Annotated in this window: 19 protein-coding genes and 1 other RNA gene; 8 read left to right on the top strand and 12 right to left on the bottom strand. The window is 58.4% G+C overall.

The features are described from left to right. From ACR0JB_RS01045 to ACR0JB_RS01035, 3 genes are all read right to left on the bottom strand, one after another. Nucleotides 1–741 (bottom strand): YbaY family lipoprotein, encoded by a 741-nt coding sequence (locus ACR0JB_RS01045; protein ID WP_170347963.1) that lies wholly within the window; start codon nt 739–741, stop codon nt 1–3. Nucleotides 742–836: 95 nt separating this feature from the next. Continuing rightward, the gene (locus ACR0JB_RS01040) at nt 837–2615 is read right to left on the bottom strand and encodes an SLC13 family permease (RefSeq protein ID WP_170374398.1); all 1779 of its coding nucleotides are present in this window, start codon (nt 2613–2615) and stop codon (nt 837–839) included. A 90-nt stretch (nt 2616–2705) separates the two neighbouring features. Further along, nucleotides 2706–3521 carry a TIGR00282 family metallophosphoesterase gene (locus ACR0JB_RS01035; protein ID WP_170395571.1) on the bottom strand — a complete coding sequence of 272 codons (816 nt, stop codon included), beginning with the start codon at nt 3519–3521 and terminating at the stop codon, nt 2706–2708. Between the two features lie 89 nt (nt 3522–3610). Between ACR0JB_RS01035 and ACR0JB_RS01030 the strand changes: the two genes are divergently transcribed. After that, nucleotides 3611–3844: a putative hemolysin gene (locus ACR0JB_RS01030; RefSeq protein ID WP_170395569.1), complete on the top strand. Its 234-nt coding sequence runs from the start codon at nt 3611–3613 to the stop codon at nt 3842–3844. A gap of 5 nt (nt 3845–3849) precedes the next feature. Here ACR0JB_RS01030 and ACR0JB_RS01025 read toward each other — a convergent pair whose 3' ends face one another. Then, nucleotides 3850–4413 (bottom strand): 5-formyltetrahydrofolate cyclo-ligase, encoded by a 564-nt coding sequence (locus ACR0JB_RS01025; RefSeq protein WP_170347959.1) that lies wholly within the window; start codon nt 4411–4413, stop codon nt 3850–3852. Then, entirely contained in the window at nt 4410–5804 is a 1395-nt protein-coding gene (gene mgtE, locus ACR0JB_RS01020) for a magnesium transporter (RefSeq protein ID WP_170347958.1), read from the bottom strand. Before mgtE ends, ACR0JB_RS01025 begins: the two co-directional genes overlap by 4 nt. Nucleotides 5805–5944: 140 nt before the next feature. Here mgtE and guaD point away from each other — a divergent pair, with 140 nt between their 5' ends. After that, nucleotides 5945–7234: a guanine deaminase gene (gene guaD / locus ACR0JB_RS01015; RefSeq protein ID WP_170395567.1), complete on the top strand. Its 1290-nt coding sequence runs from the start codon at nt 5945–5947 to the stop codon at nt 7232–7234. On the opposite strand, the gene ACR0JB_RS01010 is transcribed toward guaD, so the two are convergent. The 3 genes from ACR0JB_RS01010 to ACR0JB_RS01000 form a co-directional block, all read right to left on the bottom strand. Further along, nucleotides 7231–8565 (bottom strand): 8-oxoguanine deaminase, encoded by a 1335-nt coding sequence (locus tag ACR0JB_RS01010; RefSeq protein ID WP_480789618.1) that lies wholly within the window; start codon nt 8563–8565, stop codon nt 7231–7233. The genes guaD and ACR0JB_RS01010 overlap by 4 nt on opposite strands. A gap of 114 nt (nt 8566–8679) precedes the next feature. Further along, a complete protein-coding gene (hisN, locus tag ACR0JB_RS01005; RefSeq protein ID WP_480789617.1) occupies nt 8680–9471 on the bottom strand; it encodes a histidinol-phosphatase in 792 nt (263 codons plus the stop codon). A 46-nt stretch (nt 9472–9517) separates the two neighbouring features. Further along, nucleotides 9518–9889 (bottom strand): helix-turn-helix domain-containing protein, encoded by a 372-nt coding sequence (locus tag ACR0JB_RS01000; RefSeq protein WP_170347955.1) that lies wholly within the window; start codon nt 9887–9889, stop codon nt 9518–9520. A gap of 339 nt (nt 9890–10228) precedes the next feature. Between ACR0JB_RS01000 and ACR0JB_RS00995 the strand changes: the two genes are divergently transcribed. Beyond that, nucleotides 10229–11185 (top strand): NADPH:quinone oxidoreductase family protein, encoded by a 957-nt coding sequence (locus tag ACR0JB_RS00995; protein WP_170395561.1) that lies wholly within the window; start codon nt 10229–10231, stop codon nt 11183–11185. On the opposite strand, the gene ACR0JB_RS00990 is transcribed toward ACR0JB_RS00995, so the two are convergent. Further along, nucleotides 11182–12063 (bottom strand): LysR family transcriptional regulator, encoded by an 882-nt coding sequence (locus ACR0JB_RS00990; RefSeq protein WP_170347953.1) that lies wholly within the window; start codon nt 12061–12063, stop codon nt 11182–11184. The two genes, ACR0JB_RS00995 and ACR0JB_RS00990, sit on opposite strands and share 4 nt — an antisense overlap. A 127-nt stretch (nt 12064–12190) precedes the next feature. Here ACR0JB_RS00990 and ACR0JB_RS00985 point away from each other — a divergent pair, with 127 nt between their 5' ends. Together ACR0JB_RS00985 and ACR0JB_RS00980 are read left to right on the top strand one after the other, a co-directional pair. Further along, a complete protein-coding gene (locus ACR0JB_RS00985) occupies nt 12191–12400 on the top strand; it encodes a DUF1127 domain-containing protein (protein WP_170347952.1) in 210 nt (69 codons plus the stop codon). Between the two features lie 182 nt (nt 12401–12582). Next, entirely contained in the window at nt 12583–13362 is a 780-nt protein-coding gene (locus tag ACR0JB_RS00980) for a Bax inhibitor-1/YccA family protein (RefSeq protein WP_170347951.1), read from the top strand. Nucleotides 13363–13529: 167 nt separating this feature from the next. Here the strand turns inward: ACR0JB_RS00980 and ACR0JB_RS00975 are convergent, their stop codons facing one another. Together ACR0JB_RS00975 and rpmG are read right to left on the bottom strand one after the other, a co-directional pair. After that, on the bottom strand, nt 13530–14036 hold the full coding sequence (locus ACR0JB_RS00975) for a hypothetical protein (RefSeq protein WP_170395557.1): 507 nt from the start codon (nt 14034–14036) through the stop codon (nt 13530–13532). Between the two features lie 207 nt (nt 14037–14243). Beyond that, a complete protein-coding gene (gene rpmG, locus ACR0JB_RS00970) occupies nt 14244–14411 on the bottom strand; it encodes a 50S ribosomal protein L33 (RefSeq protein WP_037309480.1) in 168 nt (55 codons plus the stop codon). Nucleotides 14412–14692: 281 nt separating this feature from the next. Here rpmG and ACR0JB_RS00965 point away from each other — a divergent pair, with 281 nt between their 5' ends. The 3 genes from ACR0JB_RS00965 (at nt 14693) to ACR0JB_RS00955 (ending at nt 16579) form a co-directional block, all read left to right on the top strand. After that, nucleotides 14693–15328 carry a DUF1326 domain-containing protein gene (locus tag ACR0JB_RS00965; protein ID WP_170395555.1) on the top strand — a complete coding sequence of 212 codons (636 nt, stop codon included), beginning with the start codon at nt 14693–14695 and terminating at the stop codon, nt 15326–15328. 11 nt (nt 15329–15339) lie between these two features. Further along, nucleotides 15340–16161 carry a DUF2182 domain-containing protein gene (locus ACR0JB_RS00960; protein ID WP_170395553.1) on the top strand — a complete coding sequence of 274 codons (822 nt, stop codon included), beginning with the start codon at nt 15340–15342 and terminating at the stop codon, nt 16159–16161. An 85-nt stretch (nt 16162–16246) separates the two neighbouring features. Next, nucleotides 16247–16579: a GYD domain-containing protein gene (locus tag ACR0JB_RS00955; RefSeq protein WP_170347947.1), complete on the top strand. Its 333-nt coding sequence runs from the start codon at nt 16247–16249 to the stop codon at nt 16577–16579. Between the two features lie 9 nt (nt 16580–16588). On the opposite strand, the gene rnpB is transcribed toward ACR0JB_RS00955, so the two are convergent. Beyond that, an RNA gene (gene rnpB, locus ACR0JB_RS00950) (RNase P RNA component class A) lies at nt 16589–17004 on the bottom strand. Nucleotides 17005–17024 lie beyond the last annotated feature (20 nt).

The following is a 17024-nucleotide window of genomic DNA, read 5'->3' as shown; positions in this document are numbered from 1 at the left end:
TTACCGGGTGCGCACGAATTTGATAACCGGTTCGCCTGCGGCATCCAGAAAGGCCAGCGCATCGCCTTCAACCGCGTAAGTGGTGACGCTTTGCAAGGCTTGAAAGAATTGCCGCTCAACCTCTTCCAAGGCCGGAGGACACGCCATCAGCGTGGCAGCCATATTGTCAGGGAATGTGATAGTCGCACCGGAAATGTCGGCCTGCCCGTTGAACCGGTTGCAGCCACCGCTGCCTGAAAAGGCACCATCTTGGGCAAAGTTAATCTCTGGGCGGCGCTCTGCTTCAATCGGTGCGCCGTTCAGGGCGGCGGCCGTCCACTGCGTGTTGTCCAGCATGTTTCCCCCCTGCACTTGCACCAGCATAAGGTCCGCGGAATTTCCTGCCCCATCGGTCAGAACCGGATAGGCCGTATCGGTGGTGAACAGCAGGTCTTGCCCCTGGCTGATCGAGGCCCGCACCACATAGCGGTGCCCGTCCTTGATCAGCGCGTCATCGAATGTCAGCTCGAACTGCGCGGGAACGCTGTCCATTGCATAGCGTTTTGCAGCAAGGGACACTGCCGGCGCATCGGCCAGAGAGACATCCTGAAGCTCGACATATAGCGTCGCATCGGGCGGCACGGCAATCCGCTCGCGATAGGCAGCGGTTCCCGTTACGGTTCCAGCATGGCTTTGGCTACCCAAAATAGTCAGGACAAGAGCGCAGACAACGATGGCCTGGCCGAGCTTTGGAAATGGCATGACACAATCCTTTCACTTCCACTTTGGTGAAAAGATCGTGGCCAGATCAGTATTTACAAGACCTAGTGATCCAAATCGGCGATTCCACGCCTGATTTACAGGGGCCAGATCAGCGGGATCAACAACGACGCCAGCAGCCCAACAGTCAGGTTCAGCGGAATGCCGACCTTCATGAAATCGACAAACCTGTACCCGCCCGGACCATAAACCATCATGTTGGTCTGATACCCGATCGGCGTCGCGAACGAGGCTGAGGCCGCCACCATCACCGCCACCACCAGCGGGCGCGGGTCAATCCCGACCGCCTGAGCCAACCCGATGGCAATCGGTGTCACCACCACGGCCACCGCGTTGTTTGATACCAGTTCGGTCAGCACCGAGGTCAGCAGGTATACGGCCCAGATGATCAGGAAGGGCGGCAATGAGCTGAGGCCCGGAGCAATCGCCTCGACAATCAGCGATACGGCCCCGGATTTATCCAGCGCGGCCCCTATAGCCAGCATCGAGAAGATCAACGCCAGCAAGCGGCCCTCGACAAAAGAAAATGCCTCATCCGCGTCGATGCAGCGCGTGATCAGGACCACCGCAACTGCCAGAACCGACAGCAACAGGATCGGCGCGACACCCAACGCGGCCAAGGCGACGATACCGACCAGCGCGCCAATCGCAATGGGGGCATGGCTTCGCCTGAACGCACGTGCCGACGGTTGCGAAACGTCGACCATGTCCATGTCGGCGGCCAGTTTCTGAATGTCAGCGGGCGATCCTTCCAGCAGCAGCGTGTCGCCGACCCGCACCACAAGATCATCCAGTTGACGCCCGATATTCTGGTTCCGTCGGTGTACAGCCAGCACATAGACACCATACCGACGCCGCAAACGCAGCGTGCCCAGCGTCCGACCCACCATGCGGCAACCTGGGGTGATCAGAACCTCGACCGTCTTGGTCTCAACGGCCGAGACCTGATCGACGCGCTTTAGTTCCTTGTTGCTTTGCAAGCTCAGCAATTCGGTCATTTCAGTTCGCAGAACGACACGGTCGCCAAGTTTCAGCTCAACACCTTTCAGATTACGCCGCAGCGACTCATCCCCGCGGATTACGTCGATCAGCCGCACACCGGGGCGCTTGAACAGCTGAACCCCTGTGACCTCGCGACCGATCAGGTTGCTTTCAGGCGGAATGACAGCCTCGGTGAAAAACTTCATTTTGGATCGGTCAGACAACAACGTCGCCATGCTGTCCCGATCCGGCAGCAGGCGCGGCGCGATGAAGCGCAGGTAGACCATACCGTAGATCACCAGAGCGATGCCCAACGGGGTCACCTCGAAAATGGTGAAGGCAGTCATCCCCTGCGCACGGGCCACACCATCCACCAACAGGTTGGTCGAGGTTCCGATCAACGTCAGCGTGCCGCCTAAAATCGCTGCATAGCTCAGCGGGATCAGCAGTTTCGAGGCCGGAACATTCAGCGTGCGCGCGATCTGCACAAATACCGGGATCATCACGACAACCACCGGCGTATTCGACACCACGGCCGACGCCAGCACAACAAACGCCATCAGCAGCCCGATGGCGAAACGCGGGTTTACCTGTGCCTGCTTTTGCGCGGTCGAGGTAAATGCGTCCAGCGCGCCAGTGCGCACCAGAGCCCCCATGATGATGAACATCGCCGCAATCGTCCACGGCGCCGGGTTGGATAGAACCGCCAGCGCGCTTTGATACGGCAAGATACCCGTCACCAGCATGATGGCGACACCGCCGATGGCAACGACCTCGGTCGGATAGACCTCACGCAGGAACATGACGAACATGCCCGCGACGACCAAAAGCGCCAGTATTGCGCTGCCTGTTTCTGTCAGTTGAAGGAATTGCATTCTTGGTATTCTGTCCGAACCCTAGCCTGGCTTGCGCGCCCGGCAGCCAGTTTCACGCATTGCGCGCGGCAGAGCAAGCCTGACATCGCCTTATTGCGGCCCGGCCTGCTGCAAACGCCCACCGACGCGCACCATTTGCACAGATTTTGCCCGCCCGTCGCGGTCATCGGTTTCAACGAACAAACCGCTCAGCGTTGCTTCGCCATTGGCCGGGGTGAACCGGGCCTTGGGCATGCCGGTGATAAAGCGGCGCATCGGCTCGACCTTGTCCATCCCGATAACCGAGTCGTAATCGCCGCACATCCCCGCATCGGTCAGATACGCCGTGCCACCCGGCAGAATCTGCGCATCCGCAGTCGGGACATGCGTATGCGTGCCGACCACAAGGCTGGCACGTTTGTCACAATAATGGCCCATCGCCATCTTCTCAGACGTGGCCTCGCAATGCATATCGACGATGATCGCCTGGGCCTGCCCGCCACGAGGATGAGATTTCAGAATGGGTTCAACCGCAGAGAACGGATCGTCAAAGGGCCGTTTCATAAAGACCTGCCCCAGAACCTGCACCACCAGAACCTTGCGCCCGCCCGGCGCGGTGTACAGCCGATGCCCCCGCCCCGGCGCACCCTTCGCAAAATTCACCGGGCGCACGATACGCGGTTCGCTCTCGATGAATTGCAGCATTTCTTTCTGATCGAACGCGTGATCGCCCAGTGTTAGACAGTCCGCGCCAGCGTCCAGCAGCAACTTGGCATGATCACCGGTCAACCCCATCCCGTTCGAGGCATTCTCGCCATTGACCACAACGAAATCCAGCCGCCATTCGTCGCGCAAACGCGGCAGATGTTGCTGTATGGCCGTGCGTCCCGCACGGCCCATGACGTCACCCAGAAAAAGTATCCTCATCCAACCTGTCCTAAGTGTGGTAATGACCAAGCACAAGTGATTAAGCTGCCTGCATAATCTGCCAAAGCCTTTAAAGCAGGAGAATCTTGATGACTCGCATCCTTTTGGCCGTTGCTGGCCTATTCGCACTTGCCGCCTGCGACGAAACCCCAGCAACCGATTCCACCACGCAACTGGCGAACCCCGCGGCGACCTATTGCATCGACAACGGCGCACAGTACGAGATACGCGACGGTGACAACGGCCAAACCGGCGTTTGCATTCTGCCGGATGGGCGCGAGGTGGATGCCTGGGAGTTCTTCCGTGAGAACCACCCGAGCTAAGGCGATCAGCCCGAGAACGTCAGAACCCGGCTTTCGGTAATCACCATATCCAGCGGTTGATCCGTGGGCTCTAACGGCAGCTCTTTGGCCTCTTGCGCGTCAAAGGCAAAGCCAATGGCCAGTGTCGGGCGCTTGGCGCGCAGACCCTGCAACGTGCGGTCGTAAAAACCGCCGCCATAGCCCAGCCGCCCGCCCAGCGCATCGAAAGCAACCAATGGGACAATCAGAATTTCGGGGTCGAAGTAATCGTCGACCTCGGGCACCTTGGCCCCAAACGGGCCGTCCTTCAGCGTGCCTTCCGGCGTCCAGCGCGAAAACTTTAGTGGCTGACCGGCAGCCTGAATGACCGGCACACCAACCGGACCATAGGCCGATGCTTCTGCCATCGCCGCCACTGGATCAATCTCGGTACGGATCGGCATATAACCGGACAGAGGTACGCCACGGTGTCCGGCCAGAACCTCGGACAAGCGCCCCGCAGCACCGGGCAGGCGGGTGTCAAAAGCAACCTTGCGGCGTGCAAAAGCCGCCTTGCGCGCAGCGGCTTTGATTTCGGTCAGATCGGTCACAGTAGCACCACGCTGGCAAGCCCCAGGAACAGGAAGAACCCCATGACATCCGTTGTGGTCGTCACGAAGGTGCCGGAGGCAAGCGCCGGGTCAGCGCCCAATCGGTCCAGCACCACAGGTACTACCGTACCGATGAACCCAGCGATGATCATGTTCACGACCAACGCAGCGCCGATCACGACACCCAGCATCGCAGAATCGAACCACATCATCCCCACGGTTCCCAAAACGATGGCGAAACACAGGCCGTTCAACATCCCCACCAGCAGTTCCCGCCGGATCACGCGCAATACGTTCGACCCCGTAAGGTCGCGCGTCGCCAAAGCACGCACCGCAACTGTCAGCGATTGAGTGCCCGCATTGCCGCCCATCGACGCCACGATCGGCATCAGAATGGCCAGCGCCACCAACTGATCAATCGCCGCCTCGAACTGCGAGATCACCAACGAGGCGCAAATCGCCGTGCACAGGTTCACTGCCAGCCAAGGCAGACGCCGCTTACTGGTCGCGGCAACGCTGTCGGACAGCGAGCTCTCGTTGCTGACACCCGCAAGGTGCAGCATGTCCTCTTCGTATTCCTCATCCAGAACAACCATCGCGTCGTCGATGGTGATCACACCGACCAGCCGCCCGTCTGCATCGACCACGGGCGACGAGATCAGGTGATACTGGTTGAACGCATATGCCACGTCCTCTTCGTCCTGATCGACAGGAATAGTGTGGAACTCTTCTTCGGCGATGTCGTGCAGCGGCACCTCACGCCGAGCAGCCATCAGCTTGCCCAGCATGACCTGCGCTACCGGCTTCAACCGGGGATCGACCAAAACAACGTGATAGAACTGTTCCGGCAAGTCGTCATTGGCCCGCATAAAGTCGATGGCCTGCCCAACGGTCCAATGTTCGGGGGCCATGACAACCTCGCGCTGCATAAGGCGACCGGCCGAGTTTTCGGGGTAGGACAGCGCCTGCTCGGCCGCGATCCGTTCGGAATCCTCCAGCGCGTCAAGGATGGCCTCTTGCTGCGGTTCTTCGAGGTCTTCCAGAAGGTCGACAACATCGTCGCTTTCCATGTCCCGTACAGCGTCGGCCAGAACGTCCGGGCGCAGAACCTCGATAACCTCTTCACGAACGGCCTCATCCAGTTCCGACAAGATATCGCCGTCGAATTCCTTGTCGTACAGACGGATCAGTTGGGCGCGTTCCTGAGGGCTGATCTGTTCCAGAAGGTCGGCGATGTCCGCAGCGTGCAGCGGATCCATCAGCTCGATCAGTTTGTCGCGATCATCCACTTCGACCGCGTACAGGATATCCGCCACAGTCTTGCGATCCAGCGCATAGACGTCTTCGTCACTTGTGGATTCGGTTACGGGTTCATCAAAGCCTGTTGTCATGTCTGCCCCCGTTTCGCGCGCTCATTGCCCCCTAATTAGAAGAAGCAGCTACCGGAAAACAATGACAATGCGCCGATTTACCGGCAAGTTTCGCCCGCCTATGCTGTTTCACAGTCCTATTCAGGCGGAGATGGATGAAAATGGCGCAAAAAACGCTGCTGAAAGGTCGTGTTCTGAGCTTTACGGGTTCCCCTTTTGAAGGAGAACCGACCGAGGCCGTGAAAATCAGCGAGGCCGTTCTGGTTGAAGACGACCGAATATCTGCTGTTGGGGATGCCGAAAGCCTGCGCGCCAACAACCCCGAGGCCAACGTGGTGGATCACGGCCAGAACGTGATCATGGCAGGTTTCGTCGATGCGCATGCCCATTATCCCCAAACCGCAATGATCGCCAGTTGGGGCAAACGTCTGATCGACTGGCTGAACACCTATACCTTCCCCGAAGAGATGAAGTTCGGTGATCCGGCCTATGCCGGTGAAATCGCCAATCGCTATCTTGACCTGACAGCTGCGCACGGCACCACGACCATGTGCAGTTTCTGCACCATTCACCCCGAAAGCGTTGATGCATTTTTTACCGCCGCGCAAAAGCGCAACCAACGGGTTGTGGCAGGCAAAACCTGCATGGATCGCAATGCGCCCGAAGGTCTGAGGGATACAGCACAAGCGGGTTATGATCAGTCTCAGGCGCTGCTTGAGAATTGGCACGGGGTCGACCGCCTGTCTTATGCCATCACCCCGCGTTTTTCGCCCACGTCCACGCCGGAACAACTGGAAGCCATGGGCGCACTCTGGGCCGATTACCCGCATTGCCTGATGCAAACCCACCTGAGCGAACAAACCGATGAGATCGCCTGGGTCCGCGAGCTATTCCCCGAGGCACGCGATTATTTGGATACCTATGAAAAATTTGGCCTATTAGGGTCGAACGGCCTGTATGGCCACGTTATCCATCTTGAAGCACGCGAACGCGATCGCCTGCGCGAGGTCGACGCGGCGCTAATCCACTGCCCGACCTCGAACACATTCATCGGCTCTGGCTTGTTCGATATGGCGGGGTTGATGCGTGACGGCCATCGCGTCGGGTTGGCGACGGACACCGGCGGCGGGTCCAGTTTTTCGATGCTGCGAACGATGGCAGCAGCTTATGAAATCGGACAACTGCGCGGGGCGCCGCTGCACGCCGCGCAACTTTTGTGGCTAAGCACGGTTGGCTCAGCACGCACGCTGCGGATGGACGATTGCATCGGCAACGTTGCACCGGGGATGGAGGCTGATCTGATCGTGCTCGACCTCGCCTCGACCCCCGCCATTGCCCAGCGCGAAGCCTGCGCCGAGAACCTGTGGGAGGCCATCTTTCCCACCATCATGATGGGCGATGACCGGGCGATCGCAGAGGTCTGGATCGCCGGTCAACGCGTTTCCAACTAGACTTGCAGGGCGCGGGCCAGCTGGTTCTGCCGCTCGATCACGCGGGGCATGTCCAAACTGGTGACATGCCCGTCACACACGATCTGGCGGCCCTCGACGAACAGGTGCTTGACCTTCACTGGCCCGGCCAACAGCAAAGCCGCCGGGTCCCAACTGCCGGCGCTTTCGATACAGCTTGTGTCCCAAATCGCGATGTCAGCGCGTTTTCCGGGCTCCAGACGTCCGCAATCAGGACGGTTCAGCACATCTGCACCACCGCGTGTCGCAATTTCTAGCACTTCGCGCGACGACATGGCATCCGCGCCGTTGGCTACCCGTTGCAACAGCATGGCCTGACGCGCCTCGAGGATCATGTTGCCAATGTCATTGCTCGCTGAACCATCCACGCCCAGTCCAACAGGCACGCCGTGATCCCGCATCTCGCACACCGGCGCGATGCCCGAACCCAGCCGACAATTGGAACAGGGGCAATGCGCGACGCCGGTTTGTGTTTTGGCGAACAGGTCTATTTCCACCCCATCCAGTTTGACGCAATGGGCGTGCCAGACGTCCGTGCCGGTCCAGCCCAAATCCTCGGCATATTGGCCCGGACGGCAGCCAAACTGGGCCTGCGAATAGGCGATGTCCTCGTCATTTTCCGCCAGATGAGTATGCAGCATAACGCCCTTTTTCCTAGCGAGAAGAGCAGCATCGCGCATCAGGTCACGGCTGACGGAAAATGGCGAACACGGTGCAAGCCCTACACGGCACATTGCGCCCTCAGACGGGTCATGAAACGTATCGACCACACGGATCATGTCGTCCAGAATCGCTTGCTCTTTTTCTACCAAGGCGTCGGGCGGCAGACCTCCGTCGCTTTCCCCGATACTCATCGCACCGCGCGTCGGATGGAATCGCATACCGATCTCGGCGGCGGCAGCAATCGTGTCATCCAGCCGGGCACCGTTGGGGTACAGGTAAAGGTGGTCGGAACTGAGTGTACACCCTGACAGCGCCAGCTCGGCCAACCCGATCTGGGCCGAGATAAACATTTCTTCGGGCCCAAAGCGGGACCAGATGGGATACAGCGTCTTAAGCCAACCAAACAACAGCGCATCCTGCCCACCGGGCACCGCACGAGTAAGGCTTTGGTAGAGGTGGTGATGGGTATTCACCAGACCCGGCGTGACGACACATCCTGTGGCGTCATGCACCTCTCCGGTTGTTTGCAGTCTGTGGCCGATCTGGTCGATCTGTCCACCGCGGATCAGGATATCCGCGCCGGAAAGCTCGCGGCGTGTGTCATCCATCGTCAAGATGGTGTCTGCGTTCTTGATCAGGATTTCGGCCATGTCGCCCTCCTTGCATCCGCCCGTTTCGTGCAAGAAGGTAAGGGCTGGCGGAAAACGGGCATAAGAACCAGCCGGGCAGAGATTACCTGACCAGCCTTAACCCGACAACCTGTTTCAGTAGTTGCGCAGAAGCTTTAGCGCCGCCGCATGTAATTCGGCATTTGCCGCAGCCAACACCCGTCCGCCCTCATGGGCTGGACTACCTTGCCAATCTGTCACGATACCACCTGCGGCCTCGATCACCGCAATGGGGGCTTGAACATCATAAGCATTCAGGCCCGCTTCGATCACCAGATCGACCTGCCCCGCCGCCAGCAAAGCGTAAGCGTAGCAATCCATACCATACCGGGTCAGTTGCACCTGTTGGGCCACAGCCTCGAACCCGGCGCGTTCTTCAGGGGTGCCGACCTCGGGGAAGGTCGTGAACAGAATGGCCTGATCCAGGCTGGAGGTTTTGCGAGTTTTCAGCGGCATAGTTCCGGTCGGCCCAGTCGCCTGTGCAACATCCGCTGATCCAAGGAAACGTTCGCCGATATAGGGCTGATCAATGACGCCCAAGAACGGCCCGTTCTGGTTGCTCAGCGCGATCAGCACGCCCCATGTCGGTGTGCCGCTGATAAAACCGCGGGTGCCATCGATCGGGTCCAACACCCACGTCCGGCCGGAACTGCCCTGAGTCTGGCCGAACTCCTCGCCGAAAATGCTGTCATCGGGGCGGTGCTTGGCCAGAACCTCGCGCATGGCCTTTTCCGCGTTCCGATCCGCGGCCGTGACCGGATCAAAGCCGTCGGCCAGCTTGTTCGAAGTCTCAATATTTGATTGTCTAAAAAACGGAAGAATGGCCGCACGCGCCGCGTCGGCCATTTCTTCGGCTACATCCAGATCACTTAAAGTTGTCTCTTGCATGCGCTACCCGTGCGGATCACACGTGCCAGAGTCAACCCCGGTTCTCTCAGGCGACGTCGCTCAGGACGCGGGCAAGTTCGAACAAGCGGCGGCGCTGGTTTTCCGGAATCGCATAGTAAGAGCGCACCAGATCCAGAGCTTCCTTGTCCCCCATCAGATCGGCCGGAACAGATTTTTTGCCGGCTGTTTCCTTTTCAGATTCTTCCAGACCTTCAAAGAAAAAGCTGACGGGAACATCCAATGCCTCGGCAATGTCCCAAAGGCGCGACGCGCTGATCCGGTTGGCTCCGGTCTCGTATTTCTGAATCTGTTGAAACTTAATACCAACCTGCTGCGCCAACTGCTGTTGGGTCATGCCAATCAGCCAGCGGCGATGCCTGACGCGTTTGCCCACATGGACATCGACGTGATGGGTCATTGGTATTCTCCTCTTAACTACACACACAACTAATTGGGGTGTGCGACATGCATGTAATACCGCAACACTAGCGAGCCGCCCTTAACCACTCCCTAATCAGGAACATGCCCCCCCAAATCAGCACCTGGGACAATATTGCTCTTTTTGGGCTTTTTTTCAAGAAGGTTGAATCTGTTTCACCATGCACAGGACTAAGGTTGTGCCCTTTCGATCCCGCACACGCGGTTACCGTAGGCAAGCCTGAGACGTCATCCACACAGTCCTTTCCGCCCCGCCGGGTAAGCGATTGACATTCCCCGGTCAGCACGAACCTATGCGCCAAACCACAGGAGCCCGACCATGCTGGCCTATAGAATTTCATCTACGGACGCCGCCGCCCAGCTTTGCGACATTGACGTGCCGCCCCCACAAGAAGGCCAGGTCCGTGTCGCGATCAAGGCATGCGGTCTGAACTTTGCCGATCTGCTGATGCAGAAGGGAACGTACCAGGATACGCCGCCCGCGCCGTTCACACAAGGAATGGAAATCGCCGGCGTGGTCGAAACAACAGGTCCCGGCGTTTCGCATCTGAGCGCCGGTGATCGCATTGCGATCTATTCAGGTCAGGGCGGTCTGGCGGAATTCGGGGTGTTTGACGCTGAACGCGCAATTCCCCTGCCCGATTCGGTCAGCTTTGAGGACGCCGCCGCGATTCAGATCGCTTATGGCACCAGTCACATCGCCCTGGATCACCGCGCCCAATTACAACCCGGAGAAACCCTGCTGGTCACTGGCGCGGCTGGCGGTGTTGGGCTGACCGCCGTCGAAATCGGCAAGCTGATGGGGGCAACCGTAATTGCGCAGGCGCGCGGCGCAGACAAACTGGCGGTCGCTCAGGCAGCGGGGGCGGATCACCTGATTGATGCGTCCGAGGATTTACGCGCGCGTGTCAAGGAACTGGGCGGAGCGGACGTGGTGTATGACGCCGTTGGCGGCGACGTGTTTAAAGCCGCCTTTCGCGCCACCAACCCCGAAGGCCGCCTGCTGCCAATCGGTTTTGCAGGCGGAGATGTGCCGCAGATTCCGGCCAATCATCTGCTGGTCAAGAACCTAACGGTGATCGGCTTTTACATCGGTGGTTATCTGACCTTTCGGCCGCAGATCGTTCAGGACAGTTTTGACACGTTGTTTCGGTGGTGTGCCGAAGGGCGGATCAAGCCGCATATCAGCCACGTGCTGCCCCTGTCGGATACCGAGAAAGGCCTGCAATTGTTGCGCGACCGCGCGGCTACCGGCAAGGTCGTGATTACGCCCTAACCGACCACAGCCTTCAAAGGCGCACTGCCGAGCATGCGGAAATTCTGTCGAACCAAAGCTGCAAGTGCCTCAACCAACGGCCCGCGTCCGGTATCGCCTCCGTACAGGTTGATCATATGTTCGGGCAGCTCAGGCAATACACCGCCATCATCGATTTGAACCAAATGCGCAGCCTCGGTTCCGTCGAGCATGGCGTGGACGGCCAAGTCAGCGGCAACGGTCGCCTCGATGGTGCGATCATTTTCGGTTTCAACCGACAGCTCCCACGGGATGCCAGCCTCATCCAATGCCGCGATGACCTGTGGCCGGAACATGCAGCGACGGCCAAGCGCTATTGGGATCGGCCGCTTGCGCCACGCCGACCCACCCGGCGCCCCGATCCAGCGCAACGGCAATTCGGCGATGATTTCGCCCCCCTCGCCCGCACTTGCCTCAGTTGTTAGGATCAAATCGCATTCGCCGCGTTTGAACATTTCCTTCAACTGCATCGTGTACGAAGAAATCAACTGCACCCGCACCCGCGGGAAGTCCACGTTGAAACGCTGCAGGACACGCGGAATAGCCGGGTAAACGATGTCATGCGGCACACCCAGAACGACTTCGCCCTCAAAGGCTTGGTCAGTGAGTTTCGAGATCACCTCGTCGTTCAACGCAATCATCCGGCGGGCATAAGCCAACAGTTGTTCTCCGGAAGCTGTCAGCGCGATGGTTCGGCCACTGCGATCCAGCAGTTCCAGTCCCAGCAGCTCTTCCAGACGCTTCAACTGCATTGAAACGGCTGATTGCGTCAGGTGCAGGAACCCGGCGGCACGTGTCACTCCACCCTGATCCGCCACCGCCACAAACGATCGCAATGTCGTAATGTCCAAATTCCGCATGTTCACGAATCCTTATGCATCACTTCAAAAACATTCATTTTTAAAATGTCTCATAGTGCGCCATATAAATCAAGGAACTTGATGAGAAACCAAAAACTCATCGAGGATCAATGAAAGGACATATATTATGACCCAAATTGCAATTCACAGACCTTGCCCGCCCCGTCGTCGTTTTGGCCTGACCATGTTGTTGGATGCGTTCTCGCTGCGTCGCCAGCGTTGCACGCTGGCCAGATTGGATGCACGAGCACTAGAAGATATCGGAATCACCCGCGAACAGGCCGATGCCGAAGCTGCTCGCCCCTTCTGGGATGCACCGGAATTCTGGCAAAAATGACCCTGACACTCATGTTTTCCTACTGAATGGCGGCCCGCTGACGCAGGTCGCCATTTTGTTGCATGTTTTAACCGGTTTCCCACTCTAAACTCTTGAAACACGGCCCGCAGTTGCCGATATTTGCTGGGAACGGGGTCCGGGTTTCGGACCGCGAAAAGAATTATGTGAAGGGAGACCCTTTAATGGCACAATTTGACACGATCCGGACGGCTGCCGGTACGCGCGCTGCCCAGATTGACGAGGGCCTGCGCGCCCATATGAACAAAGTCTACGGCACGATGTCCGTGGGCATGCTGATCACGGCGCTCGCCGCATGGGCGATTGCCGGTCTTGCTGTGACGTCTGATCCGACCAACGCAGTAGCCCAGATCGGCGCTGACCGTTACCTGACCAGCCTGGGTGGGGCACTATTTATGTCGCCGCTGAAATGGGTTGTGATCTTTTCGCCTCTGGCCTTCCTAATCTTCGGATGGGGCGCACTTATGCGGCGCGGATCGGCGGCAGCCGTACAGCTGGGCTTTTTCGTCTTCGCCGCCGTAATGGGCGTGTCGATGAGCTCGGTGTTCATGATCTACACCCCCTACTCGATCGCGCAGACGTTCATCGTGACCTCGATTGCCTTTGCTGGCCTAAGCCTCTTTGGCTACACCACCAAGCGCAACCTGAGCGGCATGGGCACGTTCCTGATGATGGGCTTGATCGGCCTGCTAGTGGCGATGGTCATCAACATCTTCCTGCAATCGCCTGCAATGATGTTCGCAATCTCGGCAATCGGTGTACTGATCTTTGCTGGTCTGACCGCGTTCTACACGCAGGACATCAAGAACACCTACATTGCGCACGCAACCCATGGTGATCAGGAGTGGTTGAACAAAGCCGCAATTGACGGAGCGCTGAGCCTGTACATCTCGTTCCTGAACATGTTCCAGTTCCTGCTGATGTTCATGGGGCAGCAAGAATAACGCGCTTCAACACTGCACCAATTAAACAGGGCGGGTCCAAAACGACCCGCCCTTTTCTTTTGCCTATTTAGCCGTTTCACAGCCCGGTTGACACCTCGACCGGTGCCCCAAAAAGACAAAGGCCCCGCTCAAATGGCGAGGCCTAGGATGATAGAATGAACGGGGTCTTAGCTGCAGTTCAGCGGCACCGCAAAACCCGAGCTGCTGTCGGAAGAGCCCTTGCGGTAGACGTCACCCGCAGGCAGACAGCCGGTAAACTGTTCCGCGTTGCGACCAAAGTTGGCACCGATCTGATTATCGACGCGCGTGCTGTTGTTCGGGGTGCGCAGAACACCATAGAGGGTGCCGTTCACATTGACGGTGCTGAGGAACAGATTGGTGTCTTGCCCGGTCAGAACCACTGAGTCCGTATCGCTGCGCCCACCATTTTCAATTGCAACTCGGGCAACTTTCTCTGCCTCAGTCTCATCCGTCGTGACGGCCACGGCAGGCAGAACAGCCAGTTCAGCTGGCACATTCGTTGCAGGCGGAAGGAAGCCCACTGCACCGGGTACATCCGAAAGCGAGCGCGGTTCACCATCGATACCCGTGAATCCGATGCCTTCGCGGTTATAGGGATCTTCACAGGCCGCTAGGGCCAGAATGATCGTAGAAGAAAACAAGATTTTTTTCATGACGGCCAACATTTTGGAACGAGTTGTTGAAGCGTAGAGGCAAGCTCTTGCAAAAAGCAACCCGTCGACGATCCGATTGCCCCAATCGCTGATGCTTCGTTGCAACGGCGCGAAACGCCACAAGCGCGATCCCATCGGAATATGCGCAAAGAAAAAGGGTCCTGCCGCGGCAGAACCCTTTAAAAACTGTCCAAGCTGGACGGCAGATTACTTAATCTTGCCTTCCTTGTACTCGACATGTTTCCGAACGACCGGATCGTATTTACGAATGGTCATTTTCTCGGTCATGGTGCGCGCGTTTTTCTTGGTCACGTAGAAGTGGCCCGTGCCCGCGGTCGAGTTCAGACGGATCTTGATTGTCGTCGGCTTCGCCATGGTTATCTCCTGCGTCCGGAAAGGCAGGGGCCTTTCGGTTGAATTCCTATGAGCGTGCGCTTTTACTCGGTCGCGCAGCCGAGTCAACCAGATTCCGCGCACAACGCGCACAATTCCTGCTGTCGCTCCCTCGCCCCGGTTTGGCGCGATCACGGTTCTGTGATAAGGTCCCGCCGTTCTATCCCACAAAGAAGCCGACGACAGGCTCGTATTTCGAAACGGCAGCAACAGGCGAAACCCTCTGCGAGCAGAGGTTTTAAGCATGTTTTTGGGGGGCTATCATGACGGAATGGAAACTTCAGGGTGAAGAATTGGCCAATTGCAACTGCAACTTTGGTTGCCCGTGTCAGTTCAGCGTCCTTCCAAGCCATGGCAATTGCGAGGCTGTTGTCGTGTTCGATATCGAGTCCGGGAACTATGGCGACACCGATCTTGCCGGAGTGCGCGCGGCTGGCGTGTACCACTGGCCTGGCCCCATTCACGAAGGCAATGGCCAGATGCAGCTGATCATTGACGAGGCCGCCAGCGCCGACCAGCGCGCCGCTATTGAGGCCATCATGAAAGGTGAAGACACCGACGAAATGGCGACCATGTGGTACGTCTATAGCGCCATGGCCCCGACAAAACATGAAACACTGTACGCCCCGATCGAACTGAAATGGGATCGGAATGAGCGTGCTGGATACGCCAAAGTTTCGGGTATCTTCGATGTAGAGGTCAGCCCGATCCCGCATATCGTCTCGGGCATGCCGCATCGTGCCTCGATACAATTGCCCAACGGGTTCGAGTATCGCCACGCCGAGGCGGCCTCGGGGACCGCCAAGACAACAGGCGGCGCGATCAGCCTAACCTTTGACGCAACACACGCGCATTTGGCGCATCTCAACATCTCAGGCCACGGAGTCCTCGGCGCATAGCGGAGGCTAACATGAGCACGTCCCCTCCCCGTCCCGGAGTCGTAGATCGGGTGCTGCGGCGCGACAGCGGCATCGTTGTGTTCTGCGTTCTGCTGATCATTCTGGGCGCGTCCTGGTACACGGTTGCGGGCATCGGTATGAACATGTCCGCCATCGACATGACCCGAATGGCTGGCCCGATTGGCGAGCCGATGAGTATGGCGACTGAAACACGCTGGACACCGATCTACGCCGTTCTGGTTTTCCTAATGTGGTGGGTCATGATGATTGCCATGATGACCCCCAGCGCTGCCCCCACCGTTCTGTTGTATACGGCGATCAAACGAATGGGGCCTGACAAGTTGCGGGCGTCGCGTCTCAGCCTGCTTTTTTTGACGGGCTATCTGGTTGCCTGGGCGGTGTTCAGCATCATTGCAACCGGGGCGCAATGGGCGATGGAAAGCGTCGGACTGTCCGATGGGCCGATGATGACGATCCATTCAAAATTTTTTGCAGGATGCGTGCTGACCGCTGCCGGTTTGTACCAGTTGTCCAGCCTGAAAAACGCCTGTCTGCGCCACTGCCGCAGCCCCGCCCAATTCCTGGCCGACCACAACAGGCCCGGTGCCTATGGCGCGTTTCGTACCGGCGCGCTGCATGGTGCGTTTTGCCTGGGATGTTGCTGGGCGTTGATGTTGCTGCTGTTCGTGGGCGGAGTGATGAACCTTTATTGGATTGTGGGCATTGCCGTTTATGTCGCGTTGGAAAAGCTGATGCCGCGGGTGCGGTGGTTCGTTCCGCTCACTGGTGTTGCGTTGATCGTCGTGGGCGTTTGGCTGATCGCAATCTCATAGATCGCGACAGGCTGAAACGTTCATAAGGGCTGAAGGACCGGCCAAATTTCGGGTTCTGCATTAACTTTTTTGACAGGAGGTAGTCATGCCTATTTTTATCACCTACGCGTCCTATTCGCCGGAAGGCGTTAAGGGAATGCTCAAGAAACCCGTGGACCGTTCGGGCGCGGTCAGGGCATTGCTGAAAAAAGCCGGCGGTAAGCTGGTGGCGTTTTACATGACCTCTGGCGACAATGACGTGGTGGTTGTCAGCGAATTGCCGGAAAGCACGGATGCAGTTGCTATAGGCATGGCCGTTGCAGCATCAGGCGCGGTGTCAAAAGTTGAAACCGTGCGCGCATGGAAGGCAAAGGACTTTGTCGCTGTGACCAAAAAAGCCGCAAAACTGACCGGAGCCTACAAGGCGCCGGGCCGTTAATCGGGATCTAAGCGCGGAGGGCCTGTAAGCCGGATCTTGTTCCAGGGTTACCCCCTTCGATGACCATTCCTCTAGGCCGTGCATTGCTGCGCGGCTCAAGCTGCCAACCCGGTCCCTCTCGGCCAAGACGCGCTTAGCGGCGGTATCGGCTGACGCCGACCGGCCCGCGCGAGGACCCTATTTGGCATTGCTCCCGGTGGGGCTTGCCGTGCCGCCGCTGTTGCCAGCGGCGCGGTGGGCTCTTACCCCACCGTTTCACCCTTACCGCGTTTTACCAAAGGCGAACCTCTGCAATGGTGCGGCGGTCTGATTTCTGTGGCGCTTTCCGTCGGGTTGCCCCGCCCGGGCGTTACCCGGCACCGTTGTCTTGTGGAGTCCGGACTTTCCTCTCGGGCATACGCCCCAGCGGCCATCCGTCCCTCCGCGCGGGGTGTGGGTATGCTTT

It is taken from the genome of Ruegeria sp. BI7, assembly GCF_056537925.1.
The sequence above is the reverse complement of the archived record's forward strand: the minus strand, read 5'-3'. Positions and strand labels throughout refer to the sequence as shown.

Coding starts and splice junctions, on each gene's coding strand:
- ACR0JB_RS01030 (WP_170395569.1), top strand. CDS start 3,611: ATGACTCGCATCCTTTTGGCCGTTGCTGGCCTATTCGCACTTGCCGCC.
- ACR0JB_RS00985 (WP_170347952.1), top strand. CDS start 12,191: ATGACCCAAATTGCAATTCACAGACCTTGCCCGCCCCGTCGTCGTTTT.
- ACR0JB_RS00955 (WP_170347947.1), top strand. CDS start 16,247: ATGCCTATTTTTATCACCTACGCGTCCTATTCGCCGGAAGGCGTTAAG.
- rpmG (WP_037309480.1), bottom strand. CDS start 14,411: ATGGCGAAGCCGACGACAATCAAGATCCGTCTGAACTCGACCGCGGGC.
- hisN (WP_480789617.1), bottom strand. CDS start 9,471: ATGCAAGAGACAACTTTAAGTGATCTGGATGTAGCCGAAGAAATGGCC.
- ACR0JB_RS01010 (WP_480789618.1), bottom strand. CDS start 8,565: ATGGCCGAAATCCTGATCAAGAACGCAGACACCATCTTGACGATGGAT.
- ACR0JB_RS00980 (WP_170347951.1), top strand. CDS start 12,583: ATGGCACAATTTGACACGATCCGGACGGCTGCCGGTACGCGCGCTGCC.
- ACR0JB_RS01000 (WP_170347955.1), bottom strand. CDS start 9,889: ATGACCCATCACGTCGATGTCCATGTGGGCAAACGCGTCAGGCATCGC.
- ACR0JB_RS00990 (WP_170347953.1), bottom strand. CDS start 12,063: ATGCGGAATTTGGACATTACGACATTGCGATCGTTTGTGGCGGTGGCG.
- mgtE (WP_170347958.1), bottom strand. CDS start 5,804: ATGACAACAGGCTTTGATGAACCCGTAACCGAATCCACAAGTGACGAA.
- ACR0JB_RS01045 (WP_170347963.1), bottom strand. CDS start 741: ATGCCATTTCCAAAGCTCGGCCAGGCCATCGTTGTCTGCGCTCTTGTC.
- ACR0JB_RS01040 (WP_170374398.1), bottom strand. CDS start 2,615: ATGCAATTCCTTCAACTGACAGAAACAGGCAGCGCAATACTGGCGCTT.
- ACR0JB_RS00965 (WP_170395555.1), top strand. CDS start 14,693: ATGACGGAATGGAAACTTCAGGGTGAAGAATTGGCCAATTGCAACTGC.
- ACR0JB_RS00995 (WP_170395561.1), top strand. CDS start 10,229: ATGCTGGCCTATAGAATTTCATCTACGGACGCCGCCGCCCAGCTTTGC.
- guaD (WP_170395567.1), top strand. CDS start 5,945: ATGGCGCAAAAAACGCTGCTGAAAGGTCGTGTTCTGAGCTTTACGGGT.
- ACR0JB_RS00975 (WP_170395557.1), bottom strand. CDS start 14,036: ATGAAAAAAATCTTGTTTTCTTCTACGATCATTCTGGCCCTAGCGGCC.
- ACR0JB_RS00960 (WP_170395553.1), top strand. CDS start 15,340: ATGAGCACGTCCCCTCCCCGTCCCGGAGTCGTAGATCGGGTGCTGCGG.
- ACR0JB_RS01035 (WP_170395571.1), bottom strand. CDS start 3,521: ATGAGGATACTTTTTCTGGGTGACGTCATGGGCCGTGCGGGACGCACG.